The organism is Nostoc sp. NMS7 (assembly GCF_017115085.1).
GTDB lineage: Bacteria > Cyanobacteriota > Cyanobacteriia > Cyanobacteriales > Nostocaceae > Nostoc.
Map to the genome: position 1 here is coordinate 1 of NZ_JABXKJ010000227.1, position 21714 is coordinate 21714.

Annotated in this window: 17 protein-coding genes and 1 pseudogene; 9 read left to right on the plus strand and 9 right to left on the minus strand. The window is 42.0% G+C overall.

Annotated features, from left to right (window positions below):
• The first annotated feature begins 606 nt into the window (after window positions 1-606).
• A complete protein-coding gene (locus HWQ38_RS27845; RefSeq protein ID WP_292800347.1) occupies window positions 607-768 on the plus strand; it encodes a hypothetical protein in 162 nt (53 codons plus the stop codon).
• Window positions 769-802: 34 nt separating this feature from the next.
• On the opposite strand, the gene HWQ38_RS27850 is transcribed toward HWQ38_RS27845, so the two are convergent.
• The 5 genes from HWQ38_RS27850 to HWQ38_RS27870 form a co-directional block, all read right to left on the minus strand.
• Window positions 803-1195 carry a hypothetical protein gene (locus HWQ38_RS27850; protein WP_292800350.1) on the minus strand — a complete coding sequence of 131 codons (393 nt, stop codon included), beginning with the start codon at window positions 1193-1195 and terminating at the stop codon, window positions 803-805.
• Window positions 1196-1388: 193 nt separating this feature from the next.
• On the minus strand, window positions 1389-2489 hold the full coding sequence (locus tag HWQ38_RS27855; protein ID WP_292800353.1) for an ABC transporter ATP-binding protein: 1101 nt from the start codon (window positions 2487-2489) through the stop codon (window positions 1389-1391).
• A gap of 8 nt (window positions 2490-2497) precedes the next feature.
• Window positions 2498-3382, minus strand: a complete 885-nt coding sequence (locus HWQ38_RS27860; protein ID WP_292800356.1) for a carbohydrate ABC transporter permease — start codon at window positions 3380-3382, stop codon at window positions 2498-2500.
• 3 nt (window positions 3383-3385) lie between these two features.
• Window positions 3386-4297 carry a carbohydrate ABC transporter permease gene (locus tag HWQ38_RS27865; RefSeq protein WP_292800359.1) on the minus strand — a complete coding sequence of 304 codons (912 nt, stop codon included), beginning with the start codon at window positions 4295-4297 and terminating at the stop codon, window positions 3386-3388.
• 103 nt (window positions 4298-4400) lie between these two features.
• Window positions 4401-5714, minus strand: coding sequence for an ABC transporter substrate-binding protein (locus tag HWQ38_RS27870; RefSeq protein ID WP_292800362.1), 1314 nt, complete (start codon window positions 5712-5714; stop codon window positions 4401-4403).
• A gap of 380 nt (window positions 5715-6094) precedes the next feature.
• Between HWQ38_RS27870 and HWQ38_RS27875 the strand changes: the two genes are divergently transcribed.
• Window positions 6095-7327: a damage-control phosphatase ARMT1 family protein gene (locus tag HWQ38_RS27875; protein WP_292800364.1), complete on the plus strand. Its 1233-nt coding sequence runs from the start codon at window positions 6095-6097 to the stop codon at window positions 7325-7327.
• Between the two features lie 205 nt (window positions 7328-7532).
• Here HWQ38_RS27875 and HWQ38_RS27880 read toward each other — a convergent pair whose 3' ends face one another.
• The 3 genes from HWQ38_RS27880 to HWQ38_RS27890 all read right to left on the minus strand — a co-directional run bounded on the left by HWQ38_RS27880 (window position 7533) and on the right by HWQ38_RS27890 (window position 11021).
• The gene (locus HWQ38_RS27880) at window positions 7533-7895 is read right to left on the minus strand and encodes a hypothetical protein (protein ID WP_292800367.1); all 363 of its coding nucleotides are present in this window, start codon (window positions 7893-7895) and stop codon (window positions 7533-7535) included.
• 594 nt (window positions 7896-8489) lie between these two features.
• Complete coding sequence (locus HWQ38_RS27885) at window positions 8490-9965, minus strand: ABC transporter ATP-binding protein (protein WP_292800370.1); 1476 nt, start codon at window positions 9963-9965, stop codon at window positions 8490-8492.
• A 6-nt stretch (window positions 9966-9971) separates the two neighbouring features.
• Entirely contained in the window at window positions 9972-11021 is a 1050-nt protein-coding gene (locus HWQ38_RS27890; protein WP_292800372.1) for a BMP family protein, read from the minus strand.
• Between the two features lie 323 nt (window positions 11022-11344).
• Between HWQ38_RS27890 and glpK the strand changes: the two genes are divergently transcribed.
• Window positions 11345-12859, plus strand: a complete 1515-nt coding sequence (glpK, locus tag HWQ38_RS27895) for a glycerol kinase GlpK (RefSeq protein ID WP_292800374.1) — start codon at window positions 11345-11347, stop codon at window positions 12857-12859.
• A 110-nt stretch (window positions 12860-12969) separates the two neighbouring features.
• A pseudogene (locus tag HWQ38_RS27900) lies at window positions 12970-13595 on the plus strand (hypothetical protein).
• Window positions 13596-13725: 130 nt separating this feature from the next.
• Here the strand turns inward: HWQ38_RS27900 and HWQ38_RS27905 are convergent.
• On the minus strand, window positions 13726-14889 hold the full coding sequence (locus HWQ38_RS27905) for a choice-of-anchor tandem repeat GloVer-containing protein (RefSeq protein ID WP_292800377.1): 1164 nt from the start codon (window positions 14887-14889) through the stop codon (window positions 13726-13728).
• Window positions 14890-15679: 790 nt separating this feature from the next.
• On the opposite strand from HWQ38_RS27905, the gene argC reads away from it, so the two are divergent.
• The 5 genes from argC (at window position 15680) to HWQ38_RS27930 (ending at window position 21702) form a co-directional block, all read left to right on the plus strand.
• Window positions 15680-16651 carry an N-acetyl-gamma-glutamyl-phosphate reductase gene (gene argC / locus HWQ38_RS27910; protein ID WP_292800380.1) on the plus strand — a complete coding sequence of 324 codons (972 nt, stop codon included), beginning with the start codon at window positions 15680-15682 and terminating at the stop codon, window positions 16649-16651.
• A gap of 129 nt (window positions 16652-16780) precedes the next feature.
• Window positions 16781-17278, plus strand: a complete 498-nt coding sequence (locus HWQ38_RS27915) for an ankyrin repeat domain-containing protein (RefSeq protein WP_292800383.1) — start codon at window positions 16781-16783, stop codon at window positions 17276-17278.
• 445 nt (window positions 17279-17723) lie between these two features.
• The gene (locus HWQ38_RS27920) at window positions 17724-18365 is read left to right on the plus strand and encodes a hypothetical protein (protein WP_292767971.1); all 642 of its coding nucleotides are present in this window, start codon (window positions 17724-17726) and stop codon (window positions 18363-18365) included.
• A 10-nt stretch (window positions 18366-18375) separates the two neighbouring features.
• The gene (locus HWQ38_RS27925) at window positions 18376-19182 is read left to right on the plus strand and encodes a pentapeptide repeat-containing protein (RefSeq protein ID WP_292800386.1); all 807 of its coding nucleotides are present in this window, start codon (window positions 18376-18378) and stop codon (window positions 19180-19182) included.
• A gap of 1074 nt (window positions 19183-20256) precedes the next feature.
• Window positions 20257-21702 carry a PQQ-dependent sugar dehydrogenase gene (locus HWQ38_RS27930; protein WP_292800389.1) on the plus strand — a complete coding sequence of 482 codons (1446 nt, stop codon included), beginning with the start codon at window positions 20257-20259 and terminating at the stop codon, window positions 21700-21702.
• The last annotated feature ends 12 nt before the right edge of the window (window positions 21703-21714 follow it).

Genomic DNA, 21714 nt, shown 5'->3' on the forward strand with positions numbered 1-21714 from the left:
TTCATTGGTTTGAGGAGATGATGTCATGTTGACTATTTTAGGCTTTTTAGAGTTAGTGTAATTAAATATGTAAAGTTTTGTATTAGGATTCAACATTTCTGATTTTGTATTACCAACTCCCATTAAAATAGCTGGCATTGGTGTGAGGGGTAGGTTTAAGAATATGTCTAGTTGGTGGGGTGACAAAGTTATTGCTATCTGGCGTACTGACTAGCTAATTATCCCCCAGAACTGAAATAATTGAAACCTGTTAACTGGTTTAAAACAATTCGCTTTTTCTTAATTCGTAATTAAATAAACAAGCGCTACTTACCACTCTCGGTTCGCCCATTTTTTAATGAGTTAGGAAAAGTACAGCAATCCTAAATGAGTTGTGAACAGTACGTTCCGTAAGTGCCTTATTTATAAGCTTTAAAGCTTAAGCTTAATAGGTTGTTGGCGTTGCCGTATCTCCTTTGTCTTTCAGCTTGACTTTAGCACGGCTGGCAATTCTCCCCAGGTGCTTAGACTGGCCGGCGGTGAGCGATCACCCTTGAATTGGGCGGGTACGCCATTGCACATTTACTATGTATTTTTTAGTAGATTACTAGCCAGTTGTAGGAAGCGATGACCAAGCGCTATGAGTTGGCTGCTGAGTTATTCTACAGCGTTGGGTCAACAACTGGCGATTTGTGGCTGTTTTGTTCTGTTGATATCTCATTTAAACTGCAAAACACAGACAAGTTATGCCAAATTGCCAGAACCTTTTTGGGTCTATTAGTTGATTAACTCTTAATGGCAGAAAATTAGGAAACATTAGTATTCACTCCAAACTAATTTTCCACAACCCGTCTAGTGGATTGGATTGTTGGAATTGACTATCACTGCTGCCAAGCCAATTATTGTCATACACCAACCCAACACTGAACGTTCTATTTACAGGATATTGCCCTAGTTTTCCAAAACCTTCAATATTCTTTGAGTCAGTAATTACCTGCTGGTTCAAGGTTATGGTTGTTTGGTTGCCGTCGTCAAAGTAAATTGTGGCTCGTCTGTTCTGAAAGCGTACCTGAACTTTGTAGACACCACCAGTTGCATAGTAATAAACTCTAGCAGGCAGCTTTTGACCATCAATATTTTGCCCTTTCAACTCAACTGCCATAGCAGGCGTGCAAAGCTGCAACAGGACTGGCAAGACTAAACCTAAAAGTTTCATTGCTAGTAACAAACACTTCAATCAAACTACTTTCTACTTTAAAACATAAAACTAATTTGCGGGTTATTAGCGATCGCTTGGCTGAAATTGGCAATTATAAAGAAAGTAGTAGTGATTTTCAGTACAATTCTTGCCGTTATAATCTCAACGCTGTTTTTTTGAGCCAGAAGTTGAAGTATCTATAACTGTAGCACTAGCTCCTGACATCTAAGATTTGTCTTTTAACAAGAGTATGGCCAGATTGAACATCAAACCAGTGAATATCCTCAAGGGGCAATGCTAATGTAATATCCTCGCCACTCCAATTTTGGTCTGTTGGCAACAAAGCACGTACCGTAATCGCTTCGGTTTCTGAACCCTCAATCCTGACACTGACCAAATAGTGCATACCCAAATTTTCCACTAAAAACACTCGCCCTTGGATAGTCTGGGTATCACCTGGTTGAGCAATGCGGACATCTTCTGGGCGAATTCCCAGAACAATCTGAGGTGGTACAGTTGGTATATTTGGGAGAAGCACTTGGAAGTTACCCAGGAGCGCGTATTCTCCCTTACAAGGTAAAGTCAGCAAATTCATTTGCGGACTACCAACAAATCCAGCTACAAATAAATTAGCTGGATGGTTATAGATGCGATCGGGCGGGTCAAGTTGCTGAACATAGCCATCGTTGAGCAATGCAACTTTCGTGGAGAGCGTCATAGCTTCGGTTTGGTCGTGGGTGACGTAGACAACTGGCACTTTTTGGGCTGCAAAAATTTGCTTGATATCGGCTCGGACTCTTTCCCGCAATAGTGCATCCAGGTTACTTAAAGGTTCATCCAGCAGGTATACATCGGCATTACGCACCAAAGCACGTCCGACAGCAACTCGCTGCCGTTGACCTCCAGACATTTGTCCAGGCTTGCGGTTGATTAACTCTGCTAATCCTAAAACTTCTGCCACTTCTGCCACTCGCTGTTTAATTTCTGTAGGTGGTACTTTTTTCAGCTTGAGTCCAGAAGCGAGGTTTTCGTACACTGTCATGTGAGGATAGAGTGCATAGCTTTGAAATACCATTGCAATGTTGCGATCGGCTGCTCGCTTATAGGTGACATCCACATCTCCAATCTTGATCTGACCGCGAGTAGGTTCTTCAAGTCCCGCAATCATGCGGAGGACGGTGGATTTGCCACAGCCAGAAGGGCCAAGTAAAGTGAGAAACTCATGGTTATCCACAGTTAAGCTAACGTCTTTGACAGGGACAACTTTAGGATTATAGGTTTTGTTTAAGTTTTTGAGTTCGAGTTTAGCCATTTTGATTTTTATCCTTTCACAGCACCAGCAGTAAGACCTTGAACAATCCGGCGCTGGAAAAACAAAACTAATAAAATCAGGGGTAACGTCCCCACAACAGTAGCAGCAGCGATCGGGCCGTAAGGAATTTCATATATTGTCGCACCACCCAACTGAGCAGCAGCAACGGGAATTGTCTTCAACTCTTCACGGGTGATAAACGTGAGAGCGAAAATAAACTCGTTCCAAGCAAAAATAAAGGTGAGGATTCCAGTAGTCACCAAAGCAGGAAGGGTCATCGGTAGCACGATTTGCCATAGTAGTTGAAATGTGTTGTAACCATCGACCCTAGCAGAATCTTCCAAATCTTTTGGTAATTGTTGGAAAAAGCTTTTAAGTACTAAAATTGTTAGCGGCAAATTGATTGCAGTATAGGGTATAATCAGCGCCAGATAATTGTTACCCAATCTCAGCGCTTGGATAATTTCTAATAGTCCTAAGAACAACAGAATTCCCGGAAATAAGGTAACAATTAGAACGCTGGCGAGGATAACTTGTTCACCCCAAGGGCGTAAGCGTGCGAGGGCATAAGCCGCAGGTGCGCCGATCGCTAAGGCTACAGCTGTGGAAGTAATCGACACAAAGGCACTGTTGAAGATATAGCGCCAAAATGGACGACGGGTGAATAATTCAATGTAGTGATTGAAAGTGAATCGTGTGGGGAAATACACAGTAGGAACGGCGGCAATATCCTCATTCACTTTAAACGAGGTTAGCAATTGCCATAAGGCTGGCGCGAGGCTGAATATCACCACTAATACAACTATTATGGGCAGCAAGATTTTTAAGAGAGAAAACTTGGTTCCCCCTGTTCGTTTTGAAGTCGTTGGAACTGCTTGTGGAGTTAGACTCATGGCTTAAATGCTTCCTGATGTTTTGGCACGGTATTTGTTCAGCAAGAAACTAGCGATCGCTACCGCCGCAATCAATATTAAAAATGTCACTACTACAAGAGCTGCTCCATAACCAAAATCTAAGTAGCGCATCACCGTAGAATAAATATACAATGACACCACTTCCGTAGCGCCACCAGGGCCACCCCCGGTCATCACAGCAATCAAGTCGAAAATCCCGAAAGCTTGAGCAAACCGAAATAGCACTGCAATTAAGATTTGCGGCAGCAGCAGTGGTAGGGTAATATTGCGGAAGCTTTGCCAAGCAGTTGCCCCATCGACCGAGTAAGCTTCATAGAGGTCTTGTGATATCGACTGCAACCCAGCTAGCAACAGGATACTGATAAACGGCGTAGTTTTCCAAACATCAGCAAAAACCAGTGCGATCATCGCCAGCGTTGGATCTCCTAACCAGTTAATTCCAGTCTCAATCAGCCCCAACCGCCGTAGAATATCGTTCACAACCCCAAACTGATCGTTAAAAATCCAAGCCCACGCCAGACCAATCAGAGAAGTAGGCAAAGCCCAAGGTATAATGGCGATTGTACGCACTATACCCCGCCCAAAAAACGACTGGTTGAGAACTAAGGCAATCCCTAGTCCTAGCAATAGTTCGGAGATTACTGATGCTGTTGTGAACACGCTCGTCGCCCACAAACTCTGCCAAAAACGACCATCCCCCGCCATCCGCACATAATTGTCCAAACCAGAGAATACGGGTTGTAGCTCTGTTCCCAGATTTCTAGTAAATACGCTTAACCAAAAGGCTCGTAAAATCGGGTAGGCAAATACAAACAACAGCAGCAGCAATGCAGGTGTTAGTAAAATCCAGGCTGTCTGTTGTTCTCGACTTCTGAGTGTATGTAAATTTGTCATTAGTCATTTGTTATGGGGCATGGGGCATGGGGCATGGGGCATGGGGCATTGGGCATTTATCTTAGTTATTTCCCCCTCATCTCCCTTGTCCCCCTCATCTCCCTCATCTCCTTGCTCCCAGCAGCCGGCGCGTTTCCGCAGCAGCAGCTTGCATTGCTCGTTCAGAATTCATTCGACCGGATAATGCGGCGCTGAGATAACGCTGTAAAATATCTGATGTCTGAGCATATTGGGCGATCGGCGGACGTAAAACTGCATTGTCCACAACCTCCAATAACTGCGGATAGTGAGGGTATTTAGCAACAATCTCTGGGTCTGTAAACAAATCCCGGCGACTTGGCACATAGCCTGCACTGAAAATGAATCGCCGCTGTGTTTCCCGACTGGTAAAATATTGAATTGCTTTCCAAGCTTCTTCAGGATGCTGAGAAGATTTAGCAATCCCTAAACCCCAACCCCCTAGACAAGCCGCTCCCGTCTTACCAGGAGCATGAACCATCGGTTTAATCGCAATTTTACCCCGGATTGGCGAATTTTCTGTCTGGGCTAAAGGCCACGCATAGGGCCAACTGCGTAAAAATGCTACTTCACCACTTTGAAACAAGCGTCGGGTGTCTTCTTCTTGGTAGGTCGTGACTCCAGAAGGAGAAACGCCTTCTTTAACCGTACTACGCAGGAACTCAATGGCTCGTAATGTTTCTGGTCGATCTAGTCCAACTTCGAGGGTGTCGGGATTAACCCAGAAGCCACCAAAGCCACCGAGAACTTCTGCAAACATCGCCACAAGTCCTTCATATTGGCGACCCTGCCAAACATAACCCCACTTCACCTCATTTTTCTTCTGCAAGACTTGGGAAATTCGGATCAAATCATCAAAGGTTTCTGGCGGTTGCAATCCTGCTTGTTTGATTAAATCTTCTCGGTAGTAGAGCATTCCCACGTCAGAACGCACTGGAATGCGGTACAGTTTGTCTTGGTAACGTCCGCCTTCTACATCCTGGGATGAAAATGCTGCCAACTGCTCTTTAGAAATGCGATCGCCTAAGGGTAGCAACCATCCAGCAGCAGCAAATTTGGATGTCCAGATGACATCCATATTGATCAGGTCATAAGGGGATTCACCCAAGATAAAAGATGAGGTATACAGGTCTTCGAGCAAATTTGTGGCATTCGGCCCTTCAACCAGGTTAATCCGAATACCTGGGTTCTCAGCCTCAAAGTCTCTAATCAAACCCTGCCTCCAAGGTTGGGCATCAGGGGCAGTCATTAACAGATTGAGGGTAACTGGTTGCTGCGAGAATGCTACCCAACTGAACAATATGATGCTCAACAGAGTTGCCAGGAAAACCCCTATATGGAAATAACTTTGTTTTTGGATGAATTTTTGTAACTTGTTTATTGGCTTTCGGTACAACATTATCAATGTAGCGATCGCTATCGCTAATTATTACGAAATAAAAAAAATATTTTAACAAGGTTACTTTATATTATTTTTTATCAAAATATTTGAGTAATGAACACGCAAGTCAATAAACTTAACATCAATCTGGTTGAAAATAAGTAAGCAACTTGATGTAAACAAGTGTAAGTTTTGCTAACAAGCCGTAAATATACAGTAATGGCTGGGGTATAAATCGCAGGCTGCCGTGTGTTATGGGCAAATAGCAAGACGTTTCAGTTGCAATTGTGAAGATAAGTCCACAGAGGATTTTTGGAAGAAGCAATATCAGCGAATGCTGAAAAGCCAAGAGCGATGAATTATGATTTATCCATAAATTACGAGGGCAAGAAAAATTTGTGGTCAATTCATATAAAGCTCCCAAGTTACCACTACCACCGTCACTTTTAGGTTCAGAAGTCGGTTCTTTTACTGAGTTCACAGTTACTCAAAGAATGCCTGCAATTGCCCGTAGAGTTATAGTTGAAAATGATTTTTCACCAGAAATTAATACAAGAATAGAAAGGCTTGCTACAGAATTGCCGACAGGAGCTTTACCACCTCTAGTGAATGATACTGGTGTAGATTTTCCAGCTTGGCATACATATCTAGAATCTTACAAAGGCCAGCGTTGGATAGACGTTCCCTGGTTCTTTGCAGAAACTTATTTTTATCGGTTAATTCTAGAAATTACTCATTACTTTCGCCCTGGTATATGGCAAGCCGTTGATCCATTCCAATTGCAAAAATCTCAGGGTTTAGAAGCATCTCTTGACTCAACTATTCTTCTATGTACTCAGGTGAATAAATGGTTGGAAGATTCGGAAATTGATCTTCCACAAAACCAAACAGCTTTAATTGCACTATTATATTTCGCTTTGTGGGGAAATCGAGTGGACTTGAGTTTGTGGTCAGCATTCGAGGATGACCGGAGCCGTTTTGATATTCAAAATCAACTAACTCACATCTTAGTAAATGATGCCTCCCAAATTAGTGAATTATTAACTCTTTCTCAAAGAGATCGCATTGATTTTGTTTTAGACAATGCTGGTTTTGAACTTGTCTGTGACTTATGCTTAGTAGATTTTTTATTAAGTAGCAGCTTAGTTAATCAAGTTTACCTGCACCTGAAACCTCACTCTACTTTCGTTTCTGATGCCATGATTAAAGATGTACATGACACAACAAGTTTTTTAGCCGCTACTAATCATCAACAAGTGACATCTTTTGCTCAAAGGTTGGAGCAGCATATTGCATTAGGGCGTTTAGTGTTGTCTGAAGATTACTTTTGGACATCACCTTTACCATTTTGGGAAATACCCAACTCTCTCAAGAATGAGTTAACTAATGCCAGTTTAATTATAGTCAAAGGAGATGCAAATTATCGTCGGTTATTAGGCGATCGCCATTGGAATATTACTACCAGTTTTGCAGATATAGTCTGCTACTTGCCTGTACCATTAGTAGCATTACGCACACTGAAGTTGGAAGTAGCAGTAGGTTTAAAATCTGAGGTTGTTGAGAAAGTAGCAAAATCTGACCATTCTTGGTTAACCAATGGACAATGGGGTGTGATTCAGTTAGTGGCTTAGTAATGGGGAGTAGTCCACCAAAAGGGTAGCTAGATAGCATACAGCAGATCCCCCAGGATTCCCTGGGAAACTCCCGAAGTATCGCCACTACCGAAAAGGGCTTTTTCTATTTCGTCTACCCACAAAACGCATGGTGCGATGCCCGCCCAACGCAGTGGCCCCCAATCCATCGGGGAGGATTAGGGTGGGGTAAAACCCAAATTTATCAAGCAACAGCCCCTTGTTTAGGCTGACGCACCGGACGCTTGCGATCGCTTCGACGAACGCCTCCTGCCATTTTGTACTCATCGCTATTCTTGCCATACTTTGCAGCTACACTGAGTAACATATGTTCTGTTAGTTCCATCAGCGACTTTTCCGCAAATTCTAAGGCTCCCTGAGTCAGATCCACGGTGGAGAGGCTTGAGTTATATACTTCCAACTTGTCTTGCGTTGTTTTGATGACGGCTGCAAAGGAGTCAATTGTTACCCCATTGCCTAAGTCTAAGGTGGAACTGATCGATTTCAAAGCCGCAATCCGACGCTGCGCTCTATCAAGTACTTTAGACCCGCGTTTTGGACGTGACATAAATCACTTTCCTATTATTAATAATGCGCCAGGATAAAAACTGACTTCTAACCTGAACTGTACAGCACTAGGATAGACAAAATTAGGGTTACTTGACACCCGCATTATTCAGGATAAACTGATTTATTTATCATAAATATATTGAATGGTTTTATGTAAATTCTTGGGGGTTGCCCAAATTCAATCAACGACTGCCGGAATTCAGTAAACAACTACCCGAATTCAATCAACGACTGTCGGAATTCAGTAAACAACTACCCAAATTCAGTAAACGACTGCCCGAATTCAGTAAACAACTACCCAAATTCAGTAAACGACTACCCGAATTCAATCAACGACTGCCCGAATTCAATATAGGAACTGAGCAAACTTGCTTTTATTAAACACAAAAACGAACGCAAGAATTGAACTGATACAAAGCGTAGACGCAAAAGGGCTTGTCGGTAGACATCGCACAAAAATTTACACCAATTGTTCATCCCTGAATCTATGTAAAAATATTTATAAAGCTATTGACAATCGCGGACTCTTGTCCGAGGGCGATAGTTGTTGGGATGGGTTACAAGCTCGTTGCTCAATCAAAGACTTGGCATTTTACCCTCTGCGTGTCCCCCCAGCCATCAATAAACCAATTTCTTCTATCGTCGCTGTCTGTGCATCCAAAATAGCGACAAACTCTCCTCTGTAGATTACGGCAATGCGATCGCTCATTGCCATCACTTCTTCTAACTCTGTAGAAATATACAAGATTGCGGCGCCGCGATCGCGTTGTGCTAACAACTGAGAATGAATTGCGGCTGTCGCCCCTACATCTAATCCCCGTGTGGGTTGCATCGCTATAATTAAATTTGGTTCTCCTGCCAGTTCTCTTGCCAATACTACCTTTTGTTGATTTCCCCCCGATAGTTGGCTTACCTTGATATCTTCTCCAGTCGCCCGAATATCAAATTCTTTCATGACAACTTGAGCATAATTTTTGATTGCTAGTGGTTGTAATAAAAAATTGCGGCAGAATGGTAACTTTTTAAAGGTATTCAAAATCAAGTTTTGGGCAATGCTAAACTGCAACACCAAACCCATTTTTTGCCGATCTTCAGGAATGTAACCTATTCTCTGGTGAGTACAGGAGCTACTAAACTCAATCTTATCGTTGTTGATACTTCTTAAACCTGCAATCGCATCAGCTAATTCTCGCTGTCCATTTCCATCTACACCAGCAATTCCTAAAATTTCCCCAGCCCGTAATTCAAATGAAACATTGCGGACAGCAGGAATATCTCTATCATTAGCAACTGACAAATTTTGTACTGACACTATCACTTTTCCCAGTACAGATGCAGATTTATTCACTTGTAAAGCTACTTCGCGTCCCACCATCAATTCTGCTAATTGCTGAGGAGTCACTTCTTTAGCTGTCGTTGTCGCTACTACTTTACCTCGTCGTAATACTGTGATTGTATCGCAGAGATTGATTACCTCTTTTAACTTGTGACTAATAAAAATAATCGTCTTGCCAGCTGCCGCCAGTTGTCGCAAGATATTAATTAATAATTCTACTTCGGTTGGTATCAAAACTGCTGTTGGTTCATCAAGAATTAATAGTTGGGCTTGCCGATATAAAACTTTGAGAATTTCTACTCGCTGTTGTGTCCCTACTGGTAAATTTTCTATTTTATCTGTGGGGTCAATTTCTAGCCCATAAGCTTGGGATAAAGCCGCAATTTCTTGTTGTTTTTCCCGCAGATTTAAGCACCAATTATTTTCTCTACCCAGGATGATATTTTCGGTAACAGTTAACTTAGGTACAAGCATAAAATGCTGATATACGATGCCTATACCTAGTTTGATTGCGCCCTTTGGAGAGGTAATTTTTACTAATTTATCTTCTAGATAAATTTTTCCAGTATCAGGTTGATATAGACCACTAATAATGTTCATTAAAGTCGTCTTGCCTGCGCCATTCTCACCTAAAATTCCATGAATTTTACCAGCATCAACAGTAAAACTAATATTGTGATTAGCAACAAATGAGTTAAAGCGTTTACTAATATTTTCTAAACGTAAATACATTGAGGTTCATGCTTTTTTGACACAACGGGTATCTTTACCAGCTTCCTGGCAATTTTCAAAGATAATTTCTTTATCGATAATTCCCTGTTGTACTTTGAAAGTATTTTGTTTAACTGTTTCCGGTACTGCTGCCCCAAATTTACCTAAATATAATATATCTTTTTTTTCTAAACCTATAGTATATATCTGCCCTTTGAGTTGTTTTTGTTTTGCGAGTTCTGCTAAATAAGCTATTGCTATATCTAATCGTTTAACTGCACTGGTTAACACTGCTTTGGGAGCAACATCGAATTGGTCTTTTGTATTACCAAAAGCATAAACTCCTCGATCGCTCGCTGCTTGTAAAACTGCGGCTGAAGAACTATCTAACCATTGATAAATTACATCAGCGCCTGAAGGAATTAAGGCAAGTGTAGCTGATTTTGCCTTAGCAACATCATTCCAATCACCTAAAAATGTAGAAGTAATTTGAATGTTGGGTTTAACTGATTTTGCTCCTAATTTAAATCCCCGTAGTTCTTCTTGAGTAGCGGGGAATTCTTGTCCAGCAATATAAGCTAATTTATTAGATTTAGTGATAGCCGCGCCAATAATGCCACATAAATAACTACCTTGCAAATGATCTATTCGCAAAGAGGCAATATTTGCTCCCTTGTTATTACCATTTACACCCACAAAAAATGTATTGGGAAATTGTGGAGCAACTTGTTCAATGGCTGCGTCAAATTGTCCACCGTGGGCGAATACGACATTATAACCTTTGCGGGCAAAGTCTGTTAATGCTTCTGTTTGATCTGCTTGGGCGACTTGTTCCAGATATGCAACTTCTGCACCCAGCTTTTGTTTAGCAAGGGTTAAGCCTTCGTAACCAGACTGATTCCAAGCTTTATCAGTGATGATTCCAGGGAGTGCGATCGCTATTTTAAAACCTTCCCCACTACTACTAACTGTTGGTGTCGTGCTTTGATTGCTCCTGCAAGCTTTCAGTAAGAGGCTAGTAGCGAAAGTGGCTGAACCATACAAAACAAATTTACGTCGAGGAAAATATAGTGTCATATTCCAGGGTAAACGCATCTAATTTCGTATTTAAGAATACAGCATTTGAGACACGCTTACCCTGGCCTTTGGCTAGGAGCGCTCATGTTGCCATTAAGAAAAAATCTGCTTTGAAAAGACGTTTTGCCCCTAGCCCCTTCTCCCAACTTGGGATTCGGGGAACTAGAGAATTTGCTCCCCTCTCCCAATTTTGGGAAAGGAGCTGTTCTTGTGAGGGTTAAACCTCGAAAGCTGATTATTTTTCTTCAAAATGTACAAAAAATAATCTATATCTGATTGGACGTATATTGCTAAAATAGCGATTGCGACATGTCAAAGCGCCTATGCACACAGTTGGCAACACAACTCCATCATCGGGCTACATCTTAGCACTGGACTTAGGTACGACAGGCAACCGTGCCTTTGTATTTAACGCAGACGGCCAGATTGTTGGACAGGCATACAAAGAACTAACTCAGTATTATCCTCAGCCCGGATGGTTAGAGCATGACCCGCAACAAATCTGGCAAGATACCTGTTGGGTGATGCAAACCGCCATTGGGAATGCCCAGATTGCTCCATCCGCGATCGCCGCCTTGGGACTGACTGTACAGCGTGAAACCTGTTTGATTTGGGACAAAACTACTGGTAAACCACTCCAAAGAGCGATCGTCTGGCAAGATCGCCGCACTGCTCCCTTTTGCCATCAGTTACAACAGCAAGGCTACGCTCAAGAAATTTACGATCGCACCGGATTAATTATCGATGCCTACTTTTCTGCTACCAAACTTAGATGGCTATTAGACAATTTTACTGATATTGACCTGAACAATGTCTTGGCAGGAACTATTGATACTTGGGTGCTGTGGAACCTCACAGGTGGGAAAGTCCATGCTACTGACCACAGCAACGCTAGCCGGACAATGTTGATGAATCTCAAAACCTGTGAGTGGGATGACATACTACTGGAGATGTTTCAGATTCCGGCTCATATTTTGCCCCAGATTCAGCCTAGTTTAGGAGTATTTGGAGTTACTGATGCGACTTTGTTGGGCGCTGAAATTCCGATCACTGCCATCTTGGGAGATCAACAAGCGGCTCTATTTGGTCATGGCTGCGATCGCCCCGGTATGATCAAATGTACTTACGGTACTGGGAGCTTTTTGGTAGCTCACACAGGTAATCAAATTGTGCGATCGCCGCATCAGCTTATTTCCACAGTGGCATGGACTCAAGGGAATTCAAGGGGGACTTTAGATGTAGGCTATGCTCTCGAAGGCAGTATGTTTACTAGTGGTGCTTGTATCCAATGGTTACGCGATCGCCTGAAGCTGATTAAAACTGCTGCTGAAACTGAAGCGATGGCCAATCAGGTAAAAGATAATGGCGGAGTATATTTTGTGCCTGCATTTAGTGGATTGGGTGCCCCCTACTGGGATATGAGCGCTAGGGGAGCCTTTTTCGGCATTACCGCCAGTGTAGAACCAGAGCATCTAGTTCGCGCCGTGTTGGAAGCGATCGCTTATCAAGTTCTGGAGGTGGTGCAGGCGATAAATGCATCTAACAGTACTCCAGTTGGGCGATTAACTGTAGATGGTGGTGCTTGCGAGAATAATTTCCTAATGCAGTTTCAGGCTGATGTGCTAGGTATTCCAGTTGAACGTCCGATAATGCGCGATACGACTGTTCAGGGTGCAGCATTTGCAGCAGGTTTAGCTGTAGGATTTTGGGAGAGCCATGAAGCATTGGTGCAACAACGGCAGATTGAACGTGTGTTTGAGCCAGGGAGTGATAACCGATTATCCAACTTTGCGACTTGGCAAAAGGCAGTGAAACGCACTCTGGCTTGGACGGAGTAGCCTTTCATCAAAAACGACTTGAAGCGAAAATTCTTAGCATGAAAGGGGGAAAGCGAAGGAAAAAATAACAATCTATTACAATCAAGCAAATTGATAGAGAGTTATTTCTCATGCTCTACAGTCAATTCACCATTAACAAAGTCAAACAAGATTTTCACCTGAGTACTGTGGAAGGAGTCCGCTTTTTCTCAGACTCAATTGAACGAATTACTCAAAGTTTCAGACTACAAGGTATTTTAGAGGATTTAGCGTGGGCGATTCTCTAAAGAGACGCGACGCGATCGCAGTAGATACAGAAAAAGCTCGTTCAGAGGTGATAATTAATCCTGTATTGCTGGAAGTGCGGCGCATCTTCAATTCATCAATTAGCGTGTTTTCAGGGGAAGAGTTTAACGTTGATGCGAGTATTGGACTCAACGGTGTATGTGACTTCTTGCTTTGCCGTTCACCTGAACAATTAACGGTAGAAGCACCTGCAATTGTCATAGTTGAAGCAAAAAAATCAGATTTAAAATCTGGATTGGGACAATGCATTGCAGAAATGGTAGCTGCACAGCGATTCAATCAAGCCAGAGAACAGCCCTTAACAGCAATTTACGGTACTGTCAGCAGTGGAACCCAATGGCGATTTCTGAGACTAGAAGGGCAAATAGTCACAATTGATTTAATAGATTATCCTCTTCCTCCTATCGAAACAATTCTGAGCTTTTTAGTATGGATGGTAAAAGCAGGCTAATTTCATTGAAAAATTGATCAATAAAATAACTCCTACTTTTTCCACTTTCAAATAGTCAGTAAGCGTGACTATCTGAAAGTGGAAAAATCTACGTTCTACTATTTATTTTGCACGTAGGTCATCTTTGAGACTATGGTGTAAATTTAAACACAGTTCCTTGCCCAGAACCGCCACCAGTAGAGGCGGTACCGTAAAATGCACCATTAGCAAGTTGAATTAGTGTGGATTGCGGAGTTGCCCCATTCGTGCCATTAAAACTAAATAACAAAGTGAGAGTTCCTCCAGTCAACCGATAGATGGCTCCTTTATTATTTGCACCACCTGTAGAAGTTGTGCCATAGAAGTTACCGTCAGTTCCTTTTGTGAGTGCAGCTGTGGGGTTAGCTCCATTGCTGCCATTAAAGCTAGCAACTAAAACCGGTGTACCGCCACCGAGCGGAATCTTGAATATAGCTCCTTTATTACTGGCTCCACCTAAGGAAGTCGTGCCATAGATAAATTTAGCAGATTCAATTAATCCAGCCTGGGGACTTTGCCCATTAGCACCACTAAAGCTATATGAAGTTATTACTCCTGGGGGAGTTAACTTGAATGCTACACCTTTATTAGTTGCTCCACCTGCTGAGGCGGTGCCATAGTAATTTCCGTCACTAGCTAATTGCAACCTTGCTAATGGAGTTGCGCCATTAATACCGTTGAAGTTAACTACAACAGTGGGGACACCACCAGTTAGCGGAATCTTGAATACAGTTCCTTTATTGTTGACTCCACCGGCAGAAGTTATTCCCCACAAGTTGCCATCGCTACCTGAAATCAATCGACCTGCTGGTTTGGCTCCATTAGTGCCATTGAAATTCCAAAGATTTGTCAGAGTTGTAAAAGTTGTTTTTTGCAATTTAAACAACGTACCGGAGTTATTTGTACCACCTGTAAAGGTCGCACCATAAAGATTGCCATCACTTGCCTGGAATAATCTCGCAACTGGGTTAGTTCCATTAGCTCCAGTGAAGTTAACCAGTGTGGTCAGAGTACTAAAAGTAGCACCACTTAATTTGAATGCTGTTCCTTTACTTTGCGTACCACCTGTGGAAGTAGTTCCATAAAGATTGCCATCGCTCCCTGAAAACACACCTGCACTTGGGGCTGCTCCATTAGTACCATTGAAATTTACAACGGTGGTTAATGTTCCTGCAAAGGCTTGTTGCAAAGGCAATACTAATGGAGACGCCAATACAGCCAGGGAAGTTAAAATCAATACCCTATTCTTGCTTTGACGTTGTTTGCACAGATTCATCTTGTTTACTTAACTCCTACAAAAATTTGCTCAGGCACTTAGCGGTAAATAAATCAAAGAGCCTACCTTTCTCCCATCCGTGAGACGCACTTACAAACCGGAACTGCTCCGCAAAACGTGGTTTCGTTGTGAGCGTAGTCAGTTATTCCTTTTAATAAGGCTCTTCGATTTATTTTTATGAATCTCCCTCAGACTGGATATAGCGATTCTTGTATGGATGCAATACGTTATAGAGCGCAAGACTTTGCACTCCTCAACAGATATGTATTCCAGACAATGGAAAACAGCTATAAAATCCGTTATTTCAACTAGCTTTTAGTGAGAACTCACCAGAAATTTTGGTATAGTCTTGCTCAGGAAGAATTGAGAAATCCTCTGGCTGCCTATACCGCAATGCCTGTATTCACACTTAAGTTAATTGCTGAAAATTAGATCATTTATGACCTCGGTAAGGATAATAACATACTCATTATTTTTTAGATGTCGTGATCAACACAAATTTAGATATTCTCAGCAACACAAAAAAGTTTAATTAAACTTTGACCTCTGCGATCGCAAAGCTAGATTACCTCTATTTTTGGCAAAGGTATTGACTTTTAAACCTCATCTAAGTTTATAAGCGTAGTTTTTGCCCTCACCCTAAATCTGGGATTCGGGGTTGGGGGATGAGGGCAAATCCTTTTGATCACCGAAGAACTACAGGTTTCAAGATAGACGTGGTTTATAATTCATTTACCAAAAGTCAAGTAAGGATTAATCAGTCAAAACATCACTTACATATAAGAAGCGCATGACTACTAAACCGAAGATTTTCATTGATGGGGAATCAGGAACCACAGGCTTACAGATTTTCTCACGCCTCAACCAACGCGATGATATCGAGTTAGTTAGCATTGAGGCATCTAAACATCGGGATGCAATTGAGCGAGCCAAACTAATCAATGCCGTCGATGTGATCATTCTCTGCCTGCCTGATGACGCAGCCCGCGAAGCTGTGAGCTTAGTCAGTAGTAATACGGTAAAGATCCTGGATGCTAGTAGCGCTCATCGCACAGCTAAAGACTGGATATATGGTTTTCCTGAACTAAATCCAGGACAGCGAGAGAAAATCGCCAGCGCCCAGTTTGTCAGCAATCCGGGCTGTTATCCTACAGGATTTTTGGCTTGTATCCGTCCGTTGATTGCTAAGGGACTGCTGAAGAGTAATTTTCCCATGACCGTTAATGCAGTGTCAGGTTACTCTGGTGGCGGAAAGAATCTGATCAAACAATACCATAGCTTCCATGAGCAGCAAGCCGGGGCAGAGTCGCTCTACCCTTATGGTATCTACGGTTTGCAGTTTGGGCATAAGCACGTTAAGGAAATGCATCAGTATTCGGGGTTAGCATCACCGCCCCTGTTCGTACCGGCAGTGGGAGATTTTGAGCAGGGAATGTTGGTGCAGGTGCCTTTGCCGCTAGGAATTTTGGATAATCCCCCATCAGGTGAGGTGATTTATCAAGCGATCGCTGACTACTACCAAAGTGAAAAATTTGTCCAGGTTGCTCCATTCCAAGATTCTACTCTGCTGAGAGACGGAATATTTCTGGATGCGATGGCAATCAACGGCACCAATATTGTTCAGGTTTTTATATTCGCCAATGATACTACCAAAGAAGTGTTGTTAGTTGCTCGTCTTGACAACTTGGGCAAAGGCGCATCGGGCGCCGCAATTCAAAACCTAAACATCATGCTGGGCTTTCCAGAAGAGTTGGGATTGTGATGAAACGTTAGGCAATAAGGAAAAGGGAGTATGACTTTTACTCCATCCTCAATTACTAATGGCTTGTGCTAGACAGCGATAACTATTATTAGTGCGTAAATTACTCATTTTAAAAAGCAAAAAGGCAAATTGAGAAAACAATCTGCCTTTTTGCTTGCTGAATCATCTGCGCCTCTAAATAATTCTAAAATTTCATCAGAATCGCCTAAATATGCCCCAGATGCTTGGGGTTCGCCATTTCCTTTATTGCATACAGCAGTTGGATTTGGTTGTAAAGTATACGTCAAATTACTAATTCCGATGAACGCAGATGTTAACAATGTGGGTTCTCAGGGCTTAACACCACTTCATTTTGCATGGAGAAAAGATATTGCTGCACTTCTCATTGCAAAAGGTGCAAATATTAATGCAACAGACGATAAAAGTTTAACTGCACTACACTATAAAGCACAAATTAATACTAAAGAAGGTAAGGCACGTCTTTATTTAAAAAATATTTTAGAAACATCTGAAGTTTTGATATTTAAGGGTGCAAATATAAATGCTAAAACTGCTCTTGCTTATGCAAAATCAATCAATTTTCAAGAAATGATTAGGCTACTAAAAAGCTATGGAGGACAAGAATAGGTATTAGGGTTATTAGAGATATTGTTGGCAATTTGGCAGCGACCTTACCAGCTATACTGACATTAACGCAAAGCTGGACACATAAGGACATTTGGGATTAGCCTAGACGCAAAGCGGCTTGTCGTCAGACATCGCTAAGTCTATTGTGGTAGAAAAACATGGTAGAGCGATCGCAATTAACTCAACTTCACACCAGGGGACTAAGTATAACATCAACTTTATCAGTAAATCCAGCAGTGCTTGGCTCGATTTGTGCCTAATAAAACCTGTACAATTGTCAAGGCGGTTTTTACTGCTAGAGTACTTCTCAGGTGTAAAATTTATCGACAGCAAAATTTTTCTACTTTGTGTTTTTCCATCCTTCACTTGTGGTTAAAATGCCCCAAGTTAGGCGCTCATATCTTGCAATAGATAACTTTTACCCTTATGACTGGAGAGCAAAATCTTGGGAATAGAGCTACGCAGTTTCGTATTTCTCGACAGCCTGCAACCTCAACATGCAGCATATATGGGAACAGTAGCCCAAGGCTTCTTACCATTACCAGGGGATACATCACTGTGGATTGAAATCTCTCCTGGTATCGAAATTAATAAGATTACGGATGTAGCCCTGAAAGCTGCCTCTGTCCGTCCCGGAGTGCAGGTAGTTGAAAGACTGTACGGACTATTGGAAGTTCATTCTAGCTCCCAAGGCGAAACGCGAGCTGCTGGTCAAGCCATTTTGGAGTTGCTGGGAGTCCGAAGAGAGGAATGTCTCAAACCGCGTGTTGTTTCTAGCCAAATTATCCGCAACATCGATGCTTACCAAACACAACTTATTAATCGCACCCGCCGAGGACAGCTACTACTAGCAGGACAAACGCTGTATGTATTAGAAGTGGAGCCTGCTGCTTATGCCGCACTGGCGGCGAATGAAGCCGAGAAAGCGGCGGCGATTAACATCCTTGAAGTTCAAGCTGTAGGTAGCTTTGGACGGCTTTACTTAGGTGGAAAAGAGCAAGATATTCTCGCAGGTGCGGCGGGAGCCTTAACGGCGATTGAAAGTGTAGCAGGTCGGGCAAATCCTCTGGGTGGGCGTCAGGAGTAAAGGAGAGAAAATGGCAAATCGAGAGCATCTAGCTTTACTCAAAGCAGGTGCAGTTACATGGATTGAGTGGAGAAAGAAAAATCCCCAGATTGAACCAGACCTCAGCGCCGCAAACCTGCAAGGGGATAACCTTAGAGGCGCAAATCTCCAAGGGGTAAACTTGAGCAAGGTGGATTTGGCTAATGCTTTACTGGTGCGAGCCAACCTCAGTGGTGCTGACCTCAGTAGTGCCAACCTCTACAAAGCCTTCCTCGTTGAAGCTAACCTGAGTGAAGCTAACTTGAGTGTTTCTAACTTGAGTGGTGCTATACTTACGCAGGCAGATTTGAGTCATGCTAATTTGATTGGAGCTGACTTGAGTGAGGCGAATCTTAGAGGCGCTGCGATCGCTCATGCTAATCTAATTGGAACTGACTTAAGAGGTGCCAACTTGAGAGATGCCGATTTAGGAGCAGCGAAGTTAATACGAACTAATCTCTCTTTTGCCAACCTCACTGAAGCTAACTTGATTGCGGCTGACCTCAGCGAAGCAACTTTATACGAGGCGGAAATGTTGGGGGCTTATCTTTATGAAACTGACCTTTACAAAGCTAATCTCAACAAAGCTCACCTCACTGGTGCTTATCTGCTGCGGGCTAACCTAAGTGAAGCTAATTTGAGTCAAGCTGATTTGAGTTGGACTAACCTTAGAGGCGCGAATTTGGCAGGGGCGAATCTCAGAGGAGCTAACCTTAGAGGAGCTGACCTTAGGTTAGCTCACCTCAACGGCGTAAATCTTCAGGAGGCAATTATGCCTGACGCTTCAAGGCACGATTAGTTAACAAGAAAAAGTAATTGACGTTTAGATTCATTTTCTAGAATTTAGACGAATTCGGCGTGTAAAATTGCCCAGCACTGCTGAGTTAATTAGCTTCATTAACCTTGAATTTAGCACCATGCGTTTTGCGGCATTTTTTGCCAGAATAAGGTTTAGTACTTAAAGGAAGCATATGGCGTTTCCTAATCAGATGAGGTAAATCATAGCCCCCTCCTCGCAGGTGGGGAGGGGGTTGGGGGTGGGGTTCTTATACCTCACAAAAGACCAGAACCGCTATATAAAATTTATGTAAAGCTTAAGTGTTATTAACCTCCAAAACGCTCTTGATAATCTATAACTTTAACTTATCTATTTTAAAATGTATTTCTTTAATATAAAAGTATTTTTTTTACAAACAAAAATTGATATTGAAACCTAACTTAACGAGAATACCGTATTAAGCGGACAAATATTGTCACCCTTACTAAAAAAACAGTAAGTTTGAAAAAAAACTTCATTAAAGTGTATAAGACTTTATAATGCTAGGAAAAATCACAAACTTTACATTTTGAAGATTTGGTAAAGAAGTTGATGTAAGCTTGTACTTCATGATAATTAAATAATTACAGGTCAGTTGAAAATGAAAAAATACGGGGAAAATAATTAAAATAAATGAATTTTGACCCAATTACTTAGCATTTGCATAATCAACTAACCAAATCGATAATTAATATTTTCTAAGTAATATTGATATTAATTAGGTTAATTAAGGCAGCTGTATTTCAACTTAGAGTTTTAAGTAATTCACATTGAACTTATAAATAGTTCTTTGACTGAAGGCTCCCCTTTCTGAACAAGAGACTATTTATCAGCTAGTACCCATTGCTTATTTCACCCCGTAATCTCTAAAACTTTTTCCCTGATCAACAGGACTTACGTAAACAATAGCCGCAAAGAATGATTTTCTTCTTAGGGGCAATATCCTGCGGTCAGCCTTCGTCTACATGAATTGCCCCTGAGCGCGTGTACTTTTGCGTAAGTCCTGATTAAGAAGATTTCCCAACAAAATCATCTGACTATTTTATGAAGAAAATAATGAATAGCACTAAATCATCCAACCAAGTTCAACGCAGATTTATCGGAAAGTTCGCTCTGAAAAGGTGCTTTTTAGCAGCCAAAACGCTGTTATTTACAATAGTTATATTAAATCATGGCATTACTGGAGTAAATGCTGCACCTAAAGCTCTGCGTCCTAATATTCAGATTCGCAATATTATCAATACGTTATCGGTTTCTCCTTCTGTTCGGATTGTAAAAGATCCACGAAACAATACCCTCTATTACCTCAAACTAAATGGTGAGATTTATCGAGTCAATTTAGGCTCCTCTACTAGTACACTTGTGTACAACTCTACTAATCATAATGTAGGTGAAACTCAAGGTATGGCCATTGGTCCTAACGGTACAATTTATTTGGTTGGCAATGTAGACCTTGTGAATAACCAGACCAAAGGAATTATTGTTAAAGGCGTAATTAATTCGGGTACAGGACAACGTATCTGGTCTATTTTAGCTCAGAGTGCAGGCTATCCTAAAAGCAAAACAGCCTATGACCATCGCTTCAACGGCGTGATTGTTAGTCTGGATGGTAACTTTATCTATGTGAATAGCGGTTCTCGTACCGATCATGGTGAGGTTCAGTCTGTTAATGGTCTATATCCCAATACTCGTGAAGTAGGATTAACCGCCTGTATACTCCGTCTCCCTACTAATGGCCAAAATCTTTTTCTGGCAAACAATCGAGCCACCTTAAAGGCAGCTGGCTATATTTTTGCAGAAGGAACACGTAATACTTTCGATATGGCTTTTGCACCCAATGGGGATTTATTTGGCACAGAAAATGGCCCCGATCGGGATATGTCAGATGAATTAAATTGGCTACGTCAAGGTGGTAATTACGGCTTCCCCTGGCGGATTGGTGGGACAGACAATCCCCAACAATTCCCCAATTATAATCCTGCCAAAGACTTGTTGTTAAACCCCCTATTTGGCGCAGTCACAAAAGGCTACTTTCGTAACGATCCAACCTTTCCTATTCGGCCTACTAACTTAATTGAACCAATTCCTAATTTTGGCCCGGACGCAGACAATTACCGCGATCCTCTAGATGGCAAAGTCAAAGATGCCAGTGTTCTGGGGCAAAGTGTCAGCACTTTTACAGCACACCGTTCTCCTTTGGGCTTAGTTTTTGATATACAAGGAGTACTGAGTCCAGAATTCAAAAGAGATGGATTCATGTTGAGTTTTACACCAGGCGACCCCACTGGCCAAAAATTACCAGGTCCTTTTAAAGATGCCAGCCAAGACCTACTGCATTTAAAGTTAACTAAAGTAGGAACTACCAACTATAAACTTAATGCGACGCGCATTGTCGAAGGTTTTAGTAATCCCATTGATGCTGAGATTATCGGCAATAAGATTTATGTTATAGAATATGGTGGAAATCAAGGAATTTGGGAAATCTCTATGCCCACTAAGTAAACGATCTGCAAA